We start from the raw sequence: 18,414 nt of genomic DNA on the forward strand, positions 1-18,414 counted from the left end.
AACTTTAGATTGGTAGTAATATTGCGCACGAATGAGTAGCAAAATTAAAGAAATACAGCTTCCTATCTCAAAAGAAATGACGGAATTTGAGGTAAAGTTCCGTCAGTTTATGAAAAGCAAGGTGTATCTGCTTGATAAAATCATGGGATACATTGTGAAGCGCAAGGGAAAGCAGATGCGTCCCATGTTTGTATTTCTTTCTGCCGGCCTTAACGGACAAATCAATGAAGCTACTTACAGAGGAGCCGCGCTTATAGAATTATTACACACAGCCACTTTAGTGCATGATGACGTAGTAGATGATGCTAACTACCGTAGGGGCTTCTTTTCCATCAATGCATTATGGAAAAATAAGATTGCAGTATTAGTAGGTGATTATTTACTTTCTCGCGGTCTTTTGCTCTCAATCGATCATGGTGACTTCTCTTTACTGAAAATTGTCTCAGAAGCCGTTCGTGAGATGAGCGAAGGAGAATTGTTACAAATTGAGAAGGCCAGAAAGCTCGATATCACTGAAGAGGTATATTATGATATCATTCGTCAAAAAACAGCTTCACTTATAGCCTCTTGTTGTGCAGTGGGAAGTATGTCTGTTCAGGAAGATGATAAGCTGAGTCAAAAAATGAAGCTTTTTGGTGAAAAGGTGGGCATGGCTTTCCAGATTAAGGATGATTTGTTTGACTATGGTAGCAAGCAAATTGGCAAACCTTTAGGAATAGATATTAAAGAGAAGAAAATGACGCTTCCTTTAATTTATGCCTTGAACAATTCTGAAAAAGGGGAGAAGAAGCGTATCCTTAAGTTGATCAAAAATAAGAGTGAGGAGGATAGCACTGTTAGAGAGGTGGTTAGCTTTGTGAAGGCCCATAAAGGAATAGATTATGCGGTTGAAGTGATGAACCGATATCATTCAGAAGCTATTGAAATCCTCAATGAATTCCCTGATTCTGATTATAAAAACTCCCTTCAAGAGCTGGTTCGATACACCATCGAGAGAAATAAGTAGCATACAATTAGTAATTATCAATGAACAATTGTTTATGCTGTCTAACCTCTGCGAGGTGATTCTAAGATCATACTTTGAAAACGTTAGATTCTCTTATAATAATTGGTTGAGTAAAGCAGCAGTACTTATAAAAGGCTTATAAGTCAAATATTAGCCGTTTCTAAGTCATCCCGGAGGGATCATTATTCTGCTTAAACAGAAATTACAGCTTTTCTCTTAGTTTATATAACTTCTCTTTGTGAGCTTTTAAATCAGCGTAACTAATCTCAAAAGTATTGACATTACTTAAATTGGGGAAGCTTAATCTTTTATCCACCATTGATTTTGCGATTGTAAGAGGGGCAAAATTGAGTATAAGAATTATATACTGAAAGCCATCTACCGATTGAGTTTCAAAGCCAAATCTTCTTAAGGTTTTGGCATTTAGGATGTAGCTGCTTCCTCTAAAAACGATTTGCTTTTCATCACTTTCAAGTTTTTTGAGCAGTTCAATCAAGCCAGAAATCATTTCTCGCATCACAAATTTTCTTCTTTTATTGGTGGGCCAGTCCTTTTGAAATAGAAAAGTATAATCCAACAAAGTACCACCATGCAGTTTTACCACACCATGCTTTTCTTTTTCCATTAAAAGCATAGGAGATAGATAGCCTAATTTACCAGACTTTACCAAGCTTGGAGTATCTATAAATGGAGCAAGGCATGATAAACTGATGGCTATAAACAGAAAGCCCAAGGGCAATATAAGAGGACTTACTAGATAAAATAAAAGACTTAAAAGTGCATTAGCTAATATGGCAAAGAATACAAGCTTGAAATAAAAAGCTCTTTTCTCTTTTGAAGATTTTTGGTAAAAGGGATGCTCAGTAACTTGATAGCTCAATTTTCCTCATTTATGAGTAAATCATAATAATTCAATAGTGAAGAAATGTGTGCCGGTGAACTTAAGTAAAGATTATTCTCCTTTTTAAAAGTCTTCAATTCGTCTTCCTTTTGATATACTAAATTCCAGAAGACTTTTCTTGAGAAGCGCATATACTCACCGCCCATTTTAAAAAACATGTAGAACTTATTACTACTGAAGGACCATCTTGAGCCATTATCGATATAATATGTATAAGCTGTTTGAACTGATTCAATTCCATGCAGTTCAAAATCTTCATTTCGATAGATGATTTCAACTAGTGCCTGTTGATCATCACTAACATCTAATGATTCAAAATATCTTCTTCTATCTTGTTCTTTGTCAATAAAAGAGAAATTCTCTATGTCATAAGGCGTAAGTGTGATGAGCTTTTTGCCGTCTTTTACTTTTAAAAGCCCACCTTCAACCATAGGATTTATGGCAAAAGCTGCCTCAATTGCTGTTCCACCAACTAAGGTAATTTCGCCCTCATGCCATTGATCTAATTTTTTATTTAACCTTTGTGGCGATTCAGAATAATGTACCCTTGTTTGGGAAAGGCAATCTATAGATAAGAAAGTTAATAAGAAGAGTAAAACAACTCTCATAAAATCAAGTATGATTAGTCTATCCTTTCAATCTTTGCTCCGAGGGCATTTAATCTTTTATCGATATGCTGATAACCTCTGTCAATTTGCTCTACATTATGAATGGTACTTTCACCATCGGCAGAAAGAGCCGCTATTAAGAGAGAAACCCCAGCCCTGATATCAGGTGATGTCATCGAAATACCTCTTAGGTTAATTTGTCTGTCCAAACCGATCACTGTAGCTCTATGCGGATCACATAAAATAATCTGAGCACCCATATCAATTAGTTTATCAACAAAGAATAGGCGGCTCTCAAACATTTTTTGGTGAACTAAAACAGTACCTTTTGCCTGTGTAGCAACTACTAAAACAATACTCAGTAAATCTGGTGTAAAACCAGGCCATATGGCATCAGCAATGGTCATGATAGAGCCATCAATAAAGCTCTCTATCTCGTAATTTTCTTGGCTAGGAATATAAATGTCATCCCCTCTAAATTCCATTTTGATCCCTAAGCGCTTAAAAGTATCAGGAATAATTCCCAGATGCTCTAAACCAACGTTTTTGATAGTGATTTCTGATTTGGTCATAGCAGCCAAACCGATGAAGCTACCTATCTCGATCATATCTGGAAGCATAGTGTGCTCACAACCGGAAAGAGCTTCTACTCCTTCAATGTAAAGTAGGTTTGAGCCTACACCGGTGATTTTAGCGCCCATGCTATTCAGCATTTTGCAGAGCTGCTGTATATAAGGCTCGCAAGCAGCATTGTAGATGGTAGTTTTACCTTCTGCCATGCAGGCAGCCATAATTACATTGGCAGTGCCTGTAACTGAAGCTTCATCTAAGTGGATGTAAGCACCTTTTAACTCGGATGCATCAATGTGGTAATAATTACTTTTTTGCTCAAAAAGGAATTTAGCGCCTAATTTTTCGAAACCAATAAAGTGCGTATCTAAACGTCTTCTTCCAATTTTATCACCTCCTGGCTTCGGTATCATGGCCTTTCCAAAACGAGCCAATAATGGGCCTAAAAGCATGATAGAACCTCGTAAAGAAGCAGCTTTTTTAGTATACTCTTCCGTACCAAAGAAATCAAGTTTGATGTCCTTGGCTGTAAACTCATAGCTTTCGGCAGAAAGTTTTTTTACAATTACACCTAAATCACCTAATAGCTCAATCAATTTGTTTACATCCCTTATATCAGGAACTTTATTGATTGTTACTTTCTCAGGTGTTAATAGTACTGCACAAAGTATCTGTAAAGCCTCGTTTTTTGCGCCTTGAGGGGTTATTTCACCAGAGAGTTTAGTCCCTCCGGTAATTCTGAAAGATGCCATTAATTAATTTCTTCTTTTTTTGTAGTTAGAGCGCTTGCCCTTGTTGTTATTTGAGCGTGATCCTCCTCTATTATTACTATTATTGTCTTTATAGATTACATCAAAGCCATTTGTAGCTTTTACTTTTTCAATATCTACTGATAATTTACCTTTTGAAAGTTGTCTTAAGTTATCAGCAATCGCTTCTTCAGTAACGTTATCTCTGTTCCATGTAGAGTAAAAAGTTTTCATCAAACGACCGATATAAAGTACAGCCTTTTCTTGCTCATCTTTATCTTCCATTTCGATAGCTTTTTCTACTAGAATCTCAATATTTCTACCATAGTGCTTAAATTTAACCTCATCAGAGAGATAACCGATATGCTCTGGCTTTTTACCTAATACTTCCTTTTCAGGCATAGGGAAGGGGCTGTCAACATCCAGGTCAAAGTCTGACATGATATAAAGATCATCCCAATACTTTTGCATGGTTTCCTGATTATAGTCTTTTGGCCCATTGCTTAGTTGTTTAATAAGGTCCACAAGCGTATTCGCCATTTCATTGCGCTTCTCTTTATCTTCAATGGTACGCAGGTGTTTTACAAGCATCTGAACATTACGTCCATATTCTTTCAATTTCATGTCCGGTCTTTGGGTGTTATATTCTAACATATTAATAGGGCCTATGCTTCAATTAATTTATGGGAAAGATAATCTGTAGGATTATTCCCCTTCAACAAAGTTAGAAAAATAGGGATAATAATTAGCCTTTAAAAATAGCTTCTTACAAAGCGTGCGTTTTTCTACTATTATTTCTGTAATAATTACTATTGAAAGATCAGTCAAACTGAAAATAGAGCGCTTATATAATAGTTTTGGCTTATTAACAATATTTAGCGATTTTAGGGATTAGAATTAAACTAATGACTATATGATAAGACTTAAACAAACTTTATTATTCGCAGCAGGCATGCTAATGGCATTTTCTGCTTTGGCTCAACCCGATAGGTGGCAGCAGGCCATAAAGTACGAGATGGAAATTGATATGAATGTTGAGACCAATCAGTTTACAGGTGTACAGAAAGTTAAGTATACCAACAATTCACCTGATACACTTACAAAGGTTTTTTATCATTTATACTTTAATGCCTTTCAGCCTAATAGTATGATGGATGTGAGAAGTAGAAGTATTATGGATCCTGATAGAAGAGTGGGTAGCAGAATAAATGCTTTGAGCGAGGATGAAATAGGATACCAAAAAGTGAAGTCACTTAAGCATAATGGTAAAAAGGTAGAGTTTGAGACAGTAGGTACTATTTTAGAAGTAACGCTTGATCAACCAATAATGCCTAATACTACTGTTTCTTTTGATATGGAGTTTGAAGCTCAAGTTCCTCTACAAATCAGAAGAACTGGAAGGGATAACGAAGAGGGTATTGAATATTCAATGGCACAATGGTATCCTAAAATGGCAGAATATGATTATCAAGGATGGCATTCTAACCCTTACATCGGAAGAGAATTCCATGGTATTTGGGGAGATTTTGATGTGAAGATTACAATTGATGAGAATTATGTATTGGGTGGAACAGGTTATGTGCAAAATCCTGCCGAAGTTGGTCATGGCTATCAGCTAGAAAACCAAAAGACTATGAAACCTAAGAAAGGTAAAATCACATGGCATTTTAAAGCGCCACAAGTAATCGACTTTATGTGGGCTGCAGATCCTGACTTTAAGCATATAAAAGCTCAGGTGCCTAATGGTGCAGAGCTACATTTCTTATTCCAACCTGGTGAAAACACTAGCGAAAATTGGGAGAAGCTTCCAGAATATACCATTAAAGCAATGGAGTATGCGAACAAAACATTTGGTAAATATCCTTATAAGCAGTTTAGTGTAATTCAAGGTGGTGATGGTGGTATGGAATACCCAATGTCAACTTTAATTACTGGAGAAAGAAGTTTTCCTAGCCTGGTAGGTGTAACTGTACATGAAATGTTCCATAGCTGGTATCAGGGAGTTTTAGCTACAAACGAATCTTTATATCCGTGGATGGATGAAGGCTTCACAACATTTGCTTCTGCAGAAACTATGAATGTAATAATGGAAGAAGGAGATGATAATCCGCAAGCAGGAAATATTAGAGGATACTTATCATTAGCGCAGAGTCAGTATGAAGAGCCAATGACTACGCATTCAGATCATTATAATACCAACTTTGCCTATGGTAGAGCAGCCTATTCTAAAGGTTCTGTGTTCTTAACTCAATTGAGGTATATTCTTGGTGAAGAGACTTTCTGCAAAGGTATGCGCAGATACTTCAATACCTGGAAATTCAAGCATCCTAACGCTAATGACTTCATAAGAATTATGGAGAAGCAATCAGGTCTTGAGTTAGACTGGTACAAAGAGTATTGGGTAAACTCTACTAAAACTATCGACTATGCAGTAGGATCTGTTTTAGGTGCTGATGGAAATTATTACGTAACGCTAAAGAAGATAGGGGATATGCCAATGCCTGTTGAAGTTACTGTAAAATATGCCGATGGTAGTTCTCAGCTTTATTATATACCACTTAGGATTATGCGAGGAGAAAAGAATTTTGCTGATAATGACGTAATTACCTTAGCGGATTGGCCATGGGTTAATTCAGATTATACGTTTGAAGTAGCAACAGATGGTAAAAAAATATCAGAAGTAGTTATTGATAATAATGAGCAAACTGCTGATATGGAGCGATCTAATAACGTTTTTGATGTTGCTGCTAAAATGAAAGTTTCTTTCGAATAGATAAAATATAAATTTCCTAAAAAAGTCTTTATCTTGAAATCTAAGCTATAACCTATTTACGTAGCTTGATTTGGGATAAAGACTTTTTTTATGGAAAACTCTACAAATAATAGTATTAAGTGGAAGCAAATGGCAAGCTTAATTGCCTTATATGCTTCGGTGATCATAGGTTGGATTGCCTATCACAGGTACCAACCGGCACTTCTGGAAACTTTTGATCTTAAGGAATATGCCCCATTACTAATTTGGGCGCAGGCCATTATTTTAGTTATTACACCGCCAATAGCAGGTAAGCTGGGTGATAGATACCGCGACAAATTGGGCAACCGCTTACGCATAATCACCTTAGGGGTAAGCTTCGCAGCTATGATTTTCATGACGGTAGCCTTTACCTTATTAATAAATCCACCGAAATTATTTGTGTTTTATGCATTGCCTGTATTGGTAGTCCTATGGTTATTTGCCATGAGTCTGTTTACAAGTCCTGCTATTTCTATGGTCGAGCTATTTTCGCCAAGTAAACAGCTTCCTATCACTGTTGCTGCATTAACCATTACATCAGATTTACTTTATTCGTTAGAGCCGGTAATTGTTGATATTATCGATTATTTAGGTGGCGCATTAACTTTTGCCACTGGTGGTATAATTGTATCCCTGTCAGGTTATTTTCTTAATAAGTATTCATTGAATACATTTAAAGGTACCGCTGAGAACAGACCTGATGAGAAAAAGCCTGAATCTAAACTAGGTGTTGTTTTAGTAATAGGCGCAGCAATTGGTCTTGTTTCAGGAATTGTTATTGAAATCTTCCCGGAATATCTTAATGTATTGAAAGATACTGTAGGTATTGAAGGAAAATGGTTGGTTTCTATCCTGTTGGTAATTACGGCAATATTCTCTGTGCCTGCAAGTAGATTTGTAACAGGTAAAAACCTTGGAAATCAGTTATTAATTTTTCTTTTATTAGCAGGTGCTGCCTTATCAGGTGTTTTCCTTATTAATAACAAAATAGTTATGATAGGTTTATTGGTAGCCTTTGCCGTGTTTTATGCTTTCATCAATGTTTGCTCATTACCATTGGCACTGAAGAATACGAGCATTCAAAATAAGGTGTTAGGTGTAGGTGTATTCTTTTGCGGATTTGAAATACCTAATGGCCTTATAGATATCATGATGATTAATTGATTCAGCTCAGTTTAAAATAAAAAGGGAGACCAATTGATCTCCCTTTTTATTTATATTGGTTTGAAACTTTCAAAGGCCTCCCCACAATTATTACAATGATGTAATGATCGGCAAAGTGTCGGTCCGAAAGGTGATTTCAAAGTTGTGTTTGTGCTGTCACAATTCGGGCATTCAGCATGTTCAATAATATCTAAGTCCTCAATCAGGTTGTTATGAACTGGGGGAGGAGCAAGTCCAAATTCTTTTAAAGCTTTTCTCCCTTTTTCAGTTACTTTATCTGAATTCCATGAATCTTTAAGACTAACAGTTACGGTATTATTGGTGATGCCATGTTTATTTAGGGTATCAGCAATGTCGTTCTTCATATAATCAATTGCGGGGCAACCTAAAAAGGTAGGTGTCATTGTAACTGAAACATGCTCTCCTACAATTGTGATATCGGTTATAACTCCCAAGTCTACAAGAGATATTACCGGTATTTCAGGATCTTTAACCTCGTCTAATAAAAGTAATATGTCTTCTTTCGTATAACTCATAAATTATTTTACCAATCTGCTGTGGGGTCTTCTTTAAATACTTCTGTCATTTCATCTAATAGTGGTTGCAAGTGATCGGTGTGTTTACCTTTTCTACCACCATATACAGGTTTAATAGTATTCCATGAAGGAAGGCTTAAGCCGGATTCTTCAAGCACCATGGTGATATTATCTTTCCACTTTAATTCGATGGCAGCTTCGCCAGCATAAATACCTGCTTCTATTAAGTCATTTTCAAACTCAGAAGTTTCAAACATACCTAAAGCATAAGGAAGTGCTTCGTTTAAGGCACTTTGCATTTTATTATGTGACTCTTCTGTAGCTTTTCCCAGCTGTTTCATCCATGTATTGGCATGCATTACATGATATTTTATTTCACCCTTTAACTTTTTAGCAACATCAGCAATCTCATCAATCGGGCATTCAGCTAACATGTTGAAACGGATCAATTCGGCATGGTCATATAGAAAATGTCTGACAAGGCTAAAACTGTAATCACCAATTGGAAGCTCAACAAACTGACTGTTGTGAAACTGATCAGCATTTCGCGTAAAAGCAACTATATCTGGTTCCTGCTCCCCTAATTCATGTAATAGGTTATAAAAAGCTAAACTGTGTCCTACTTTATCCTGTGCCATAGAAGAAAAGGCAATATCCTCTTCTAACAAAGGGCCAACTCCAGTCCACTCTGAATTTCTGTGACCAAGTATGAGTTGGTCATCAGCAATTTTATATAATAATTCTTTTAATGCTTCTTCAGTCATGCCTATGAATTTTGTTCAGCTTTGAACTTCTTAATTTTTTCGGTTGCCTTATAATCAATCGCGTCTCTGTATTTTTTTTGAGGTAAAGTATCCCAAATATCAGCGAAATCTTCGCCTTCAATTTTTAGGAAATCTTCGGCTTTAGCTATCCAAAGATTCATAACAGGCTTTTCACCTGCATATTCATTTTTGGCATTCCATAAGGCTTCTTCATATGATCGAGCTTCTAGTTGGCCTTCGTGCTTATGCTGCTTACCTCTTTTCATCAAATGGAAAACTTCATAGCTCACTTTATCATTAAGATTAGCTTCTTCAATGATTTCCTGATGAATGTAATCATAGATGTCTTCCTGATTTTCAGTAAAAGGAGAAACCTTTACATTGCTAGTATTGATTACCCAAACACCTGAACAGCTGATGCCTCTTCTGCTAAACTGTTCTTTAGCAAAAAGAAATGCCATCTCTTCTGACGGAGCATGTACTATACCTTCGTGTTGATAGGGTTTATCTACCTTAGGTTGTACAAACACCTCATATGTTATGAACTGATCTTTCTCTGTTTTGGAAAATGATGTTCCAAATTCAGCAGGAATATTCAGCCTGTTTATTCTCGGATCTAAAGATTTTAAAGTACTCATAAGTTAAGCTAAAGGGGCCGTATATTCCTGATCTTCAGAGTTCTTAGCAAGGGCTCTTCTTACCCAGGCACCTCTTTCTTCTGCCGTTCTTCTTACGGCTAGTCTTTCTTTATTTAGTGGGCCGTCACCGTTAATTACTCTTTTGAATTCTTCCCAATCGGGCTCAGTAAATTCCCACTCTCCCGTTTCATCGTTCTTTTTGAGCTTATCATCAGGAATAGTTAAACCTAATTCCCAAATTTTTGGGACATACATATCTAAGAATTGCTGACGGCACTCATCATTGGTGGCCATCTTCACTTTCCACTTGGTGAGTATTTCAGTATGAGTAGATATTTTATCTGATGGACCGAAGAAGTGCATCATTGGTGCCCACCATCTATCTACTGCCTCTTGCATCATTTTTCTTTGCTTAGGAGTTCCTGTAGCTAAATGAATAACACAATGGTGACCATATTTAAGGTGGAATGATTCCTCTGCACAAATTCTGTCTAAAGCTCTACAGTAAGGGCCGTAGCTACCTCTTGCGTTAGCTAACTGATTTACAATGGCACCTGCATCTACTAACCACGAAATGAAGCATGAATCAGCCCAGGTGAAAGTAGGGTAGTTGAAGATGTTTGAATATTTTGATTTGCCTGAAATAAGGTCTTCGATCATTTGTTCTCTGGATTTACCCAAAGTTTCAGCAGCTCCATATAATAGCTGAGCATGACCTACCTCATCTTGTACTTTAGCCATTAAGGCAAGTTTTCTCTTGAACCCCGGAGCTCTGGTAATCCAGGTGCCTTCTGGTAAAGCACCGATAATTTCAGAATGACCGTGCTGCTCAATCATTCTAATGAGTTGTTTTCTGTAAAGCTTAGGCATCCAATCGCTAGGCTCAATCTTTTCTCCACGTGCAATACGTGCTTCAAATTCAGCTAATTTAATTGGATCTTCATCTTTAAGAAGCTCATTGTTTACTGATGATGATTCGAAAACTTGTCCTCCTCCGTACATAATAATTATGTTTAGGTTTAAATTTAATTTCTAACTTTTAAGCCGTTAATGAATACGTCTGTTACATTTTCGGCAATTTCTTCAGGGCTTAGCTGTCCATCTTTCTTGTACCAACTAGGTAACCAATTAATTGATGAAAGTAAAGCCAAAACGGTAAACTTGGCATCAAGAAACTTGAAAATACCAGTTCTATTACCTTCTATCAAAACTTTTATGAATATGCCTTCATATTGATCTCTCATTTTGAGGAAATCAGATAAATAGGGTTCACTCAAATGCCTCCATTCAGAGAAAAAAACTGCGCTTGAGGCAGTATCATTGGTTAATACTTTTACGTGTGACAAAACAAACTTTCTTAGTTTTTCATCGGCACTTAAATTTTCTGAGGCAATATTTTTTACAGGTTCAAAAAGCTTATCTGCCATGTTAAAGCAGATGATCTGTAATAGCTCTTCTTTAGATTTTATATGAGAATAAAGGCTTGCCGCTTCCATTCCTATAAAGCTTGCTAAATCTCTCATTGAAGTAGCTGAATAACCTTGCTTTTGGAAAAGCGCTGTGGCCTTTTCAATGATTTCCTGCTTTCTATTACTGATAACCTCTGTTGTTGGCATACGCAAATATAACTAACTAACGCTTGTTAGGAAATAAAAGTTCTAATACTTTCATAAAGATACTTAATAATAGGGAAGGATTTAATTATGAGATAGAGCTAATGAGTGAATCAAATAAAAAAAGCTAAAGCAATTATTGCTTTAGCTTTTAAGATCATGAGTTAATATACCTACTGTGCTAATTCTTCTTTAACACTCTTAATATTATCTTTAAATACTCTATCAATTAACAGGTGCCTAGGGTCAATAGCTGCTTTAGCCGGAATGGTATCTACCACAAATGTGAATTCCATATTTTCCTGATCAATTTTAACTCGCCTTTGAAATAGTAGTTCAGATTCATCTGCGTCAACAAATAAACCTATGTCTATCCAATCATTAATGGGAACAAAGGTTTCATTACCTAAGCTATCGGCTTTGATCTTTTTACTTTCTATTTTTAAGTTAACCTCATAAATTCCTTCTTCTACTTTCTTGTAAGTAGCGTCCATCATTCGGTTATCATACAAAGTGATTTCCTTAAACCAATCATCAATTAAATACTTCATTGAATCCGGCACTTGAGGCTCTAAAAATGTCAAGAAATCAAGAGACGTAGGATATGGAGGGCCTTTATAACGATATTCCTCCAAAAAGCCTCTCATAGCTTTGTTCACGTTTTCCTCACCAATGTAGTCCTGTAATGCAAACAGAATGACACTACCTTTTCCATAATGGATATAACCTTGATTTTCTACTTTATAAAGAGGCATTTCCTTTTCAATTTCATTACTTCTTCCTCTCAGATATCGGCTATGATCATACTTGGTAAATTCTCTCATTTTCATAGGATCGTTGGATGCATTTTTCATAGTCATTAATGAGGAATACTCCGAGAAGCCTTCACTAAACATGGTGCTTCCTTGCATTTCAGCTCCTATCACTTGGTGTGCCCAGTATTGATGTGCAATTTCATGGGCAATTACAGCGTCTATTACATTATTCTCACTTTCATCTTCCAGATTAATTATAAAACCAAAAGATTCAGAGTAAGGCATAGTACCCGGGAACGCCTGGGCAAAAGTTGAATATCTCGGAAACTCAATAATTCGACATTGCTTGTGATAATATGGGCCAAAATTTTCAGTATAGTAGCTCAGTGATTTCTTAACAGCATCTGTCATTTTAGGAATATTGACATTATGTTTTTCATCATAGTAAATCTCAATATCAACACCATTCCATTTCTCTCTGGCAACTTCAAAGCGAGCAGAAATAAAAGAATAGAAATTCATTGAAGGATGATCTACTTTATAATGGAAATATTTCCTGCCGTCTTCTTCCCACTCTTTAATCAATGCACCTGGAGCTATGGCTATTTGGTCGCTTGCAGTAGAGATCACAGTTTCCACATCAATAAAATCGGAAAGGCCTCCCGTTAAATAATTTTTGTCGCAAGCTGGACCACAATTTTCTTCCAAAGCTGGCATTCTTTCCTTCTCAGGTAAATCATACTTTTTACGTGTATTGTTATCACTAATTTCTACATTCTCGTTATACCCAAGTGATGGTAATACCTGGAAATTATTGAGGAAGGTTCCGTTCTCAACTATTGAAGTATTACTAACCTGATTTTCAAAACCTTTTGTGATATAGCTGGTATTGATAGTTGCCTGAATAGTATCTCCTGGCATGAAAGGTTTTGCTAGCTTGTAAATTCTGTAATCAAAATCCTCATCTTCAAAAACCAATTCTGCACCAGTAATTGTGATTTCAGTATCCCAGCTTGAATTGCAGTCAAAGTGTAGAGAATCAATTGCTGTTTCATTTGAATTTATAAGTGTTACCTCTGCTTTAACGATTGCATCTCGTTTATAAGGAAATATATCAATGAAATAATCTATTGCAGCTACCTTTGGTAAGTCAACATTCTCGTACTTCTTAAAGGTTTTTTCATATTCTACTGATAGCAACTCGCGTTCATCAGAGGTATCATATTCATTTAAGAGTTGTGTATTGTAAAATACAAAACTTGATAAGCCTAACCATATTACTATCACGAAGAAAAAGCTAATTTTAAATGATTTAGGCATTCCTTTCCTCATCAGCTGAAGCTTTTCTTTGAAATTGGCTTGAGTACCTCTTTTCCACATCATTGTGGCTAAAAATAAACATATAAGGGAAAAGCTGATCCAGTAAAAATTAAACCATATACTGCTTACAAGTGCCGGTCCAAAGGAATTCATATCAGAATATATGATTCGAGGTGTGGCACCCAGTGAAATCATATTACTTTGAATATCCGCAATTAACAACAGAATATCTAAGGCGAAAATCAGGGCTATTGATATGAAATAGCCTATATATTTATTACTAACCATCGCATGGATTAATACTAAAACCATGCTGTAAATAATGTAATAGCCCAAATAACTTACGAAGAAGTCACTAAAGTATAGGCCTAATTCGATACGTGTATAACCAGTTCCTAATTGATATATTACTGCACTTAATACAAAGAATGCATACAATACAATTGTAACAGCTACTAAACTAGTCACCTTAGCAATTAAAGAAATGAAAGATTGGTGAGGTGTAGCATCAATTACTTCATTAATATTATTGTCCTTGTCTCTCCATATCAGTTCTCCACTAAAGAAAACCACAATAATGATGGTGAATAAACCAGAAACGTTCGAAATAATATCGAGCATTTTGTAAGTAACAGGATAAGATTGTAATCCAAAGTATTCAAATCCGCCAGCGAGATTTGAGATAAACATTAACAGACTAAATATTATGAGGATTTTAAAAGTGGTACTTTTAATAATGCTCAGAAAATTGATATAGAAGAAGCTTCTGAATTGTCTCCATGATGTTGCTGAAGAAAAATTAATACTGACTTTGGGTAAAATAAATGGGGTTCTACTAACTGCCTTCTCGTTCTTCTCTGCTTTTACTTTTTTGTTCTTTTGTTTAAAACTAAAACTAAAATATGAACTAAGCAGAATGATTAATCCTAAACCAAACCAAATTAACCTATTGTAGATTAAAATAGGAGTGATTTGTAATCCAAGGGTATTCTTCTCAACAGGTGTATAGTATTTTGACATGAAGGAATAGGTTCTTATGCCAAAAGAATCTAATAATGCTGCCATGGACTCGTTTTCAATATCTGACATTAACGTACCCGATATGATATAAGCCACAATTACAGCCAAAGCACCTACAAAAGAAATAACAGTATTTTTCCAAATATTGGCAAAGGCAAAAATAATGGCTCCGGCAAAAAACATATTCGGAAGAATCATTAAGAAATAATTATTAACAAAAGAGGATAAATAGAACTCTCCGAATCTATCTGCTTCAATCCATCCGAAAGCAGGAGCTAATGCAGAGCCGATCAATATTCCTAAGAAGACTCCTAATAATGGTATAGTAGCCAAAATTAATGCACCGAAAAAACGGCCAAAAAAGTAGCCTGACTTTTTAATAGGTGTACTAAATAGGATTTCATTGAATTGATTCTGATGATCCCTTAGTGCTGCATTATTGAAAAATGCAGTTGCGATAATTAAACCGAAAATGGTCATTACCCCCGTATAAACAGCAATGATATGGGGTGCGTTTCTAAATACATTTCCTACTGAGCCACCAATAGTAACGTTGTCACTGACTACTGCGAAAAAGACTAATAAGCCAAGCAGTAGTGTGAAAATGTAAATCATCGGCTGCTTAAATGTATATTTTAGTTCTGTTGTAAAGAAGTGTTTAAACATGGTCGATAGCTTTATACTAAGATGTTAGAAGTGTTGATTTTTGAGAAGAATACATCTTCCAAATTGGGTTGAACCTGTTCAAATCCATCCCCAGGGTTGCTTTCACTAAAAACATGAATTAATGGTTTTCCTCCCACCATTTTATTGGAGATGATTGAATACTCCTTGGCATAGTTATCTAACTCTTCACGTTTTACTATTTTTTGGTAAACTTTACCTGAAAGATCTTCAATAGCGGTTTGAGGTGCTCCTTTGAATACAATTTCTCCCAGGTTCATAATAGCCATATTGGTACAGAGCTCTCTTACATCGTCCACTATATGGGTTGACAAAATAACTACTACTTTTTCGCCAACATCTGCCAGTAGGTTATAGAATCTGTTTCGCTCGCTTGGATCCAAACCTGCAGTAGGTTCATCAACTATGATTAGTTTCGGACTTCCTATTAAGGCTTGAGCAATTCCAACTCTTTGTTTCATCCCTCCGGAAAAACCTTTAATGGCTTTTTTTCTTTTATCATATAGGTTCACTTTATCTAGTAGATATTTCACCATTTCCTTACGTTCTGATTTCTTAGTGATACCTTTTAGTATTGCCATATGGTCAAGTAACTGCTCGGCTGTTACTCTGGGATACACACCAAATTCTTGTGGCAAATAGCCTAGTACTTTACGTAATTCATCTGGTTGGTTCAAAATGTCAATCCCATCTAAATGAGCACTGCCAGTATCTGCTTCTTGCAAAGTGGCCAGCGTTCGCATTAATGAAGATTTACCAGCTCCGTTTGGACCTAAAAGCCCAAACATGCCATTATCAATTTCTATGTTGATATTGTCTAATGCTTTTACGCCATTTGGATAAGTTTTCGAAAGTTGGCTGATAGTAAGTTTACTCATGTCCTTTGTGTTAAATTTTAATTCTCAATAAATAGATGCGCTATGGTATAAGTTTGTAACCAGAAAAATAGTGTTTATTACCAAACTTACACCTACCCTTTATATAAAAGATCAGAGGAAATTATACAGGATAAATGGTAAAGTCATTTGGCGAGTTGCTTTGCTGGAATAAGTTTTATTATCCTACTATAACTTCAACAAAAAAAGCCCTGATTATAGATCAGAGCTTTGAATTGTATATTCTTATTATTCTACTTAATTGATATCTAAATCGGCATCTCCATAGCTTGTTGAAACATACACTTTAGCTGTTCCACTGCTGCTACCTACATAACCTTTGTATTCAGCAGAGAAATCTTCTTCATCGCTCATGGTCAGTTTGAAATTACTTTTATCAATTCTCAGCTTACCAAATTTATGCTCAGTGTGGAAGTTAAAGCTACTACCAGCATCAAAGTTCAGGTCCAGTTGTGAGAATTTGGATTCAATAGTTACTTCATCGAATGTCGAAGCGATATGGTCAACTCTTAGCTTACCACTCACGTATTTCACCTCTACATCTAACTTTTTCTTTAAGGTACCTATTTCCAACGAAGAGAAGGAACTTGAACCTGAAAGTGAATTAATTTCATCGATTTCCAACTCTCCATATTTACCTTCTAGCTCTATATCATCTGCCTTTTGAATAGTTACTTTTGAGAAACCGGTTTCAAATTCAACTGTACCTAAATAATTGATGTCTAGTTCATCAGCGTATTTTACTTCTAATTTACCACTTGCCAATTCTTCAATAGTACCACTTCCGAATGATAACTCAATATCACCACTTTTAAGCTTACCGGCATTTAAGTTGCCATATTCAACATCAAGTTTAACGTTTCCTGAATAGTCTGGTAATGAAAGGTTGCCAAAACTATTCTCGATGTCCAGGGGATGACCATTGGGTATTTTAACCATGTAATTCAATTCGAAAGACCTCTTGCCATTTGTAGAGATATTATCATCCCAATCGGTGCTCACCTTTACTGCACTGCTACTACCTTCACCATCTATTGATACTTTTGATAGGAATTTTTCTGTTTCTTTGGCATTAAAACCATCAAGTTTTAATTCTACTATTACTTCAAATTCCTGCTTGTTCCATAAGGAGACTGTTATGTTTCCGAAGGAGTTATCTAATTCAAGTGATGCATTGGACGATACCTTATACGTCTTGTTAAACAGCTCCTTAGTTTGTTCTTGGGCAACTGACCAGCTTGTTATAAATAACAGGCCAATCACGTAAATCATTTTATATCTGTGTTTCATTATTTTTATTGTTTTCAGTGTTCATGTAATTGTTTATATGTTCAATTATCGACAATTGCTCGTTTAGTAATTCTATTTGTGTTCTTAGGTTGAGTATCATGGCATTAATGATTTGTTCATTTGGACCTTTCTCTTTTAACTTCACTTTCAAAGTTTCGTACTTTGCTTGTAGTGTTTTGACATCCTTTGCAAGTGGATAATCAATATTATCGCCTTTCTTTTTTACCTCAGCGGATTTTAAAGATATCTGCTGGGTGTAGTAATTTTCTATTTCTGAATAGCTTCTACCTTCAACTGCTACTTGTTCAAGTGCTGTTACTTTCTGGTTTAAACTAATTCTATCTATCACAAGCCAGCCTACGGCTAATAATAGTACTATAGATGCTGCTGCAAACCAGTTAAAGCTTCTGGTTTTAGTTGGCTGATTAATTTTATCATTAATGCCTTGCCAGCCTTTGTCTGCATTAAAAGATTCATCAAACTGCGGCTTATTTTGGTTCACAAATTCTTCAAATCTATCTTTCATTGCTCTTCAGTATTTCTTTAATCTTAATTTTAGCGCGGTGATATTGAGATTTTGAGGTGCTTTCACTTATGCCCATTATTTCCGCAATTTCTTTATGCTCGTATCCTTCAAAAAGGAATAAAGAAGTAACCACTCTAAAGCCAGTAGGTAATTCCTGCATGGCCTGCTTTATTTTATCTACAGTGAAGTCCACCTCATCCCAATCTACCTCTTCATTGGTATCAGCTACATCCTGATAGTTCATATCGTTTACATCATCTGCATATTGCAATTTCTGTTTTCTTATAAAATCCAGCGCCTGATTTATTACTATTCGCTTGAGCCATGCTCCAAAGGTTGCTTGATACTCAAACTGATGAAGTTTGCGATACGCCTTTACAAAAGCCTCCTGCAATATATCCTCCGCTTCTTGCTGCTGCTTTATTATCCTCAACGCCACGTTGTACATAGCTTTTGCATATAAAGTATAAAGCTGATTAAATGCTGACTGATCTCCAGCTTTACAGCGTTCTATCAAATTCTGGTGTATGTCTACCGCTATAGTTGCTTCCAATTTTCTTAATTCTGATCTAATGACTGA

The 18,414-nt window shown here is 35.9% G+C and carries 17 protein-coding genes; 3 read left to right on the plus strand and 14 right to left on the minus strand.

What is annotated here, in order from left to right:
• Positions 1-31 precede the first annotated feature (31 nt).
• Positions 32-1,006: a polyprenyl synthetase family protein gene (locus JKP34_RS09755; protein ID WP_201920356.1), complete on the plus strand. Its 975-nt coding sequence runs from the start codon at positions 32-34 to the stop codon at positions 1,004-1,006.
• A 202-nt stretch (positions 1,007-1,208) separates the two neighbouring features.
• Here the strand turns inward: JKP34_RS09755 and JKP34_RS09760 are convergent, their stop codons facing one another.
• Genes JKP34_RS09760 through JKP34_RS09775 form a run of 4 tightly spaced genes read right to left on the minus strand, consistent with a single transcriptional unit; the run spans position 1,209 to position 4,488 of the window.
• Positions 1,209-1,886 (minus strand): hypothetical protein, encoded by a 678-nt coding sequence (locus tag JKP34_RS09760; protein ID WP_201920359.1) that lies wholly within the window; start codon positions 1,884-1,886, stop codon positions 1,209-1,211.
• On the minus strand, positions 1,883-2,515 hold the full coding sequence (locus JKP34_RS09765) for a hypothetical protein (RefSeq protein ID WP_201920362.1): 633 nt from the start codon (positions 2,513-2,515) through the stop codon (positions 1,883-1,885). Before JKP34_RS09765 ends, JKP34_RS09760 begins: the two co-directional genes overlap by 4 nt.
• Positions 2,516-2,529: 14 nt before the next feature.
• Positions 2,530-3,837, minus strand: coding sequence for a UDP-N-acetylglucosamine 1-carboxyvinyltransferase (gene murA, locus JKP34_RS09770; protein WP_201920365.1), 1,308 nt, complete (start codon positions 3,835-3,837; stop codon positions 2,530-2,532).
• Positions 3,838-3,840: 3 nt separating this feature from the next.
• A complete protein-coding gene (locus JKP34_RS09775) occupies positions 3,841-4,488 on the minus strand; it encodes a DUF4290 domain-containing protein (RefSeq protein ID WP_201920369.1) in 648 nt (215 codons plus the stop codon).
• Between the two features lie 259 nt (positions 4,489-4,747).
• On the opposite strand from JKP34_RS09775, the gene JKP34_RS09780 reads away from it, so the two are divergent.
• Positions 4,748-6,607: a M1 family metallopeptidase gene (locus JKP34_RS09780; protein WP_201920372.1), complete on the plus strand. Its 1,860-nt coding sequence runs from the start codon at positions 4,748-4,750 to the stop codon at positions 6,605-6,607.
• A 90-nt stretch (positions 6,608-6,697) separates the two neighbouring features.
• Positions 6,698-7,792 carry an MFS transporter gene (locus tag JKP34_RS09785; protein WP_201920373.1) on the plus strand — a complete coding sequence of 365 codons (1,095 nt, stop codon included), beginning with the start codon at positions 6,698-6,700 and terminating at the stop codon, positions 7,790-7,792.
• 50 nt (positions 7,793-7,842) lie between these two features.
• On the opposite strand, the gene paaD is transcribed toward JKP34_RS09785, so the two are convergent.
• From paaD to JKP34_RS09835, 10 genes are all read right to left on the minus strand, one after another.
• Positions 7,843-8,328 carry a 1,2-phenylacetyl-CoA epoxidase subunit PaaD gene (paaD, locus tag JKP34_RS09790; protein ID WP_201920376.1) on the minus strand — a complete coding sequence of 162 codons (486 nt, stop codon included), beginning with the start codon at positions 8,326-8,328 and terminating at the stop codon, positions 7,843-7,845.
• An 8-nt stretch (positions 8,329-8,336) separates the two neighbouring features.
• Complete coding sequence (paaC, locus tag JKP34_RS09795; RefSeq protein ID WP_201920379.1) at positions 8,337-9,092, minus strand: 1,2-phenylacetyl-CoA epoxidase subunit PaaC; 756 nt, start codon at positions 9,090-9,092, stop codon at positions 8,337-8,339.
• Between the two features lie 2 nt (positions 9,093-9,094).
• The gene (locus tag JKP34_RS09800) at positions 9,095-9,730 is read right to left on the minus strand and encodes a phenylacetic acid degradation b (RefSeq protein ID WP_201920382.1); all 636 of its coding nucleotides are present in this window, start codon (positions 9,728-9,730) and stop codon (positions 9,095-9,097) included.
• A gap of 3 nt (positions 9,731-9,733) precedes the next feature.
• Positions 9,734-10,732: a 1,2-phenylacetyl-CoA epoxidase subunit PaaA gene (gene paaA, locus JKP34_RS09805; RefSeq protein ID WP_201920385.1), complete on the minus strand. Its 999-nt coding sequence runs from the start codon at positions 10,730-10,732 to the stop codon at positions 9,734-9,736.
• A 23-nt stretch (positions 10,733-10,755) separates the two neighbouring features.
• Positions 10,756-11,346: a TetR/AcrR family transcriptional regulator gene (locus JKP34_RS09810; RefSeq protein ID WP_201920389.1), complete on the minus strand. Its 591-nt coding sequence runs from the start codon at positions 11,344-11,346 to the stop codon at positions 10,756-10,758.
• Positions 11,347-11,516: 170 nt separating this feature from the next.
• Entirely contained in the window at positions 11,517-15,104 is a 3,588-nt protein-coding gene (locus tag JKP34_RS09815; RefSeq protein ID WP_201920393.1) for a M1 family aminopeptidase, read from the minus strand.
• Positions 15,105-15,115: 11 nt separating this feature from the next.
• Complete coding sequence (locus tag JKP34_RS09820; RefSeq protein ID WP_201920396.1) at positions 15,116-16,000, minus strand: ABC transporter ATP-binding protein; 885 nt, start codon at positions 15,998-16,000, stop codon at positions 15,116-15,118.
• Positions 16,001-16,255: 255 nt separating this feature from the next.
• Entirely contained in the window at positions 16,256-17,308 is a 1,053-nt protein-coding gene (locus JKP34_RS09825) for a DUF4097 family beta strand repeat-containing protein (RefSeq protein WP_201920399.1), read from the minus strand.
• Positions 17,292-17,834, minus strand: a complete 543-nt coding sequence (locus tag JKP34_RS09830; RefSeq protein WP_201920402.1) for a hypothetical protein — start codon at positions 17,832-17,834, stop codon at positions 17,292-17,294. Before JKP34_RS09830 ends, JKP34_RS09825 begins: the two co-directional genes overlap by 17 nt.
• Positions 17,824-18,387 carry an RNA polymerase sigma factor gene (locus tag JKP34_RS09835; RefSeq protein ID WP_236664956.1) on the minus strand — a complete coding sequence of 188 codons (564 nt, stop codon included), beginning with the start codon at positions 18,385-18,387 and terminating at the stop codon, positions 17,824-17,826. Before JKP34_RS09835 ends, JKP34_RS09830 begins: the two co-directional genes overlap by 11 nt.
• Positions 18,388-18,414: the final 27 nt, after the last annotated feature.

Source organism: Marivirga atlantica (assembly GCF_016734805.1).
In the GTDB taxonomy this organism is placed as follows: Bacteria; Bacteroidota; Bacteroidia; order Cytophagales; family Cyclobacteriaceae; genus Marivirga; species Marivirga atlantica.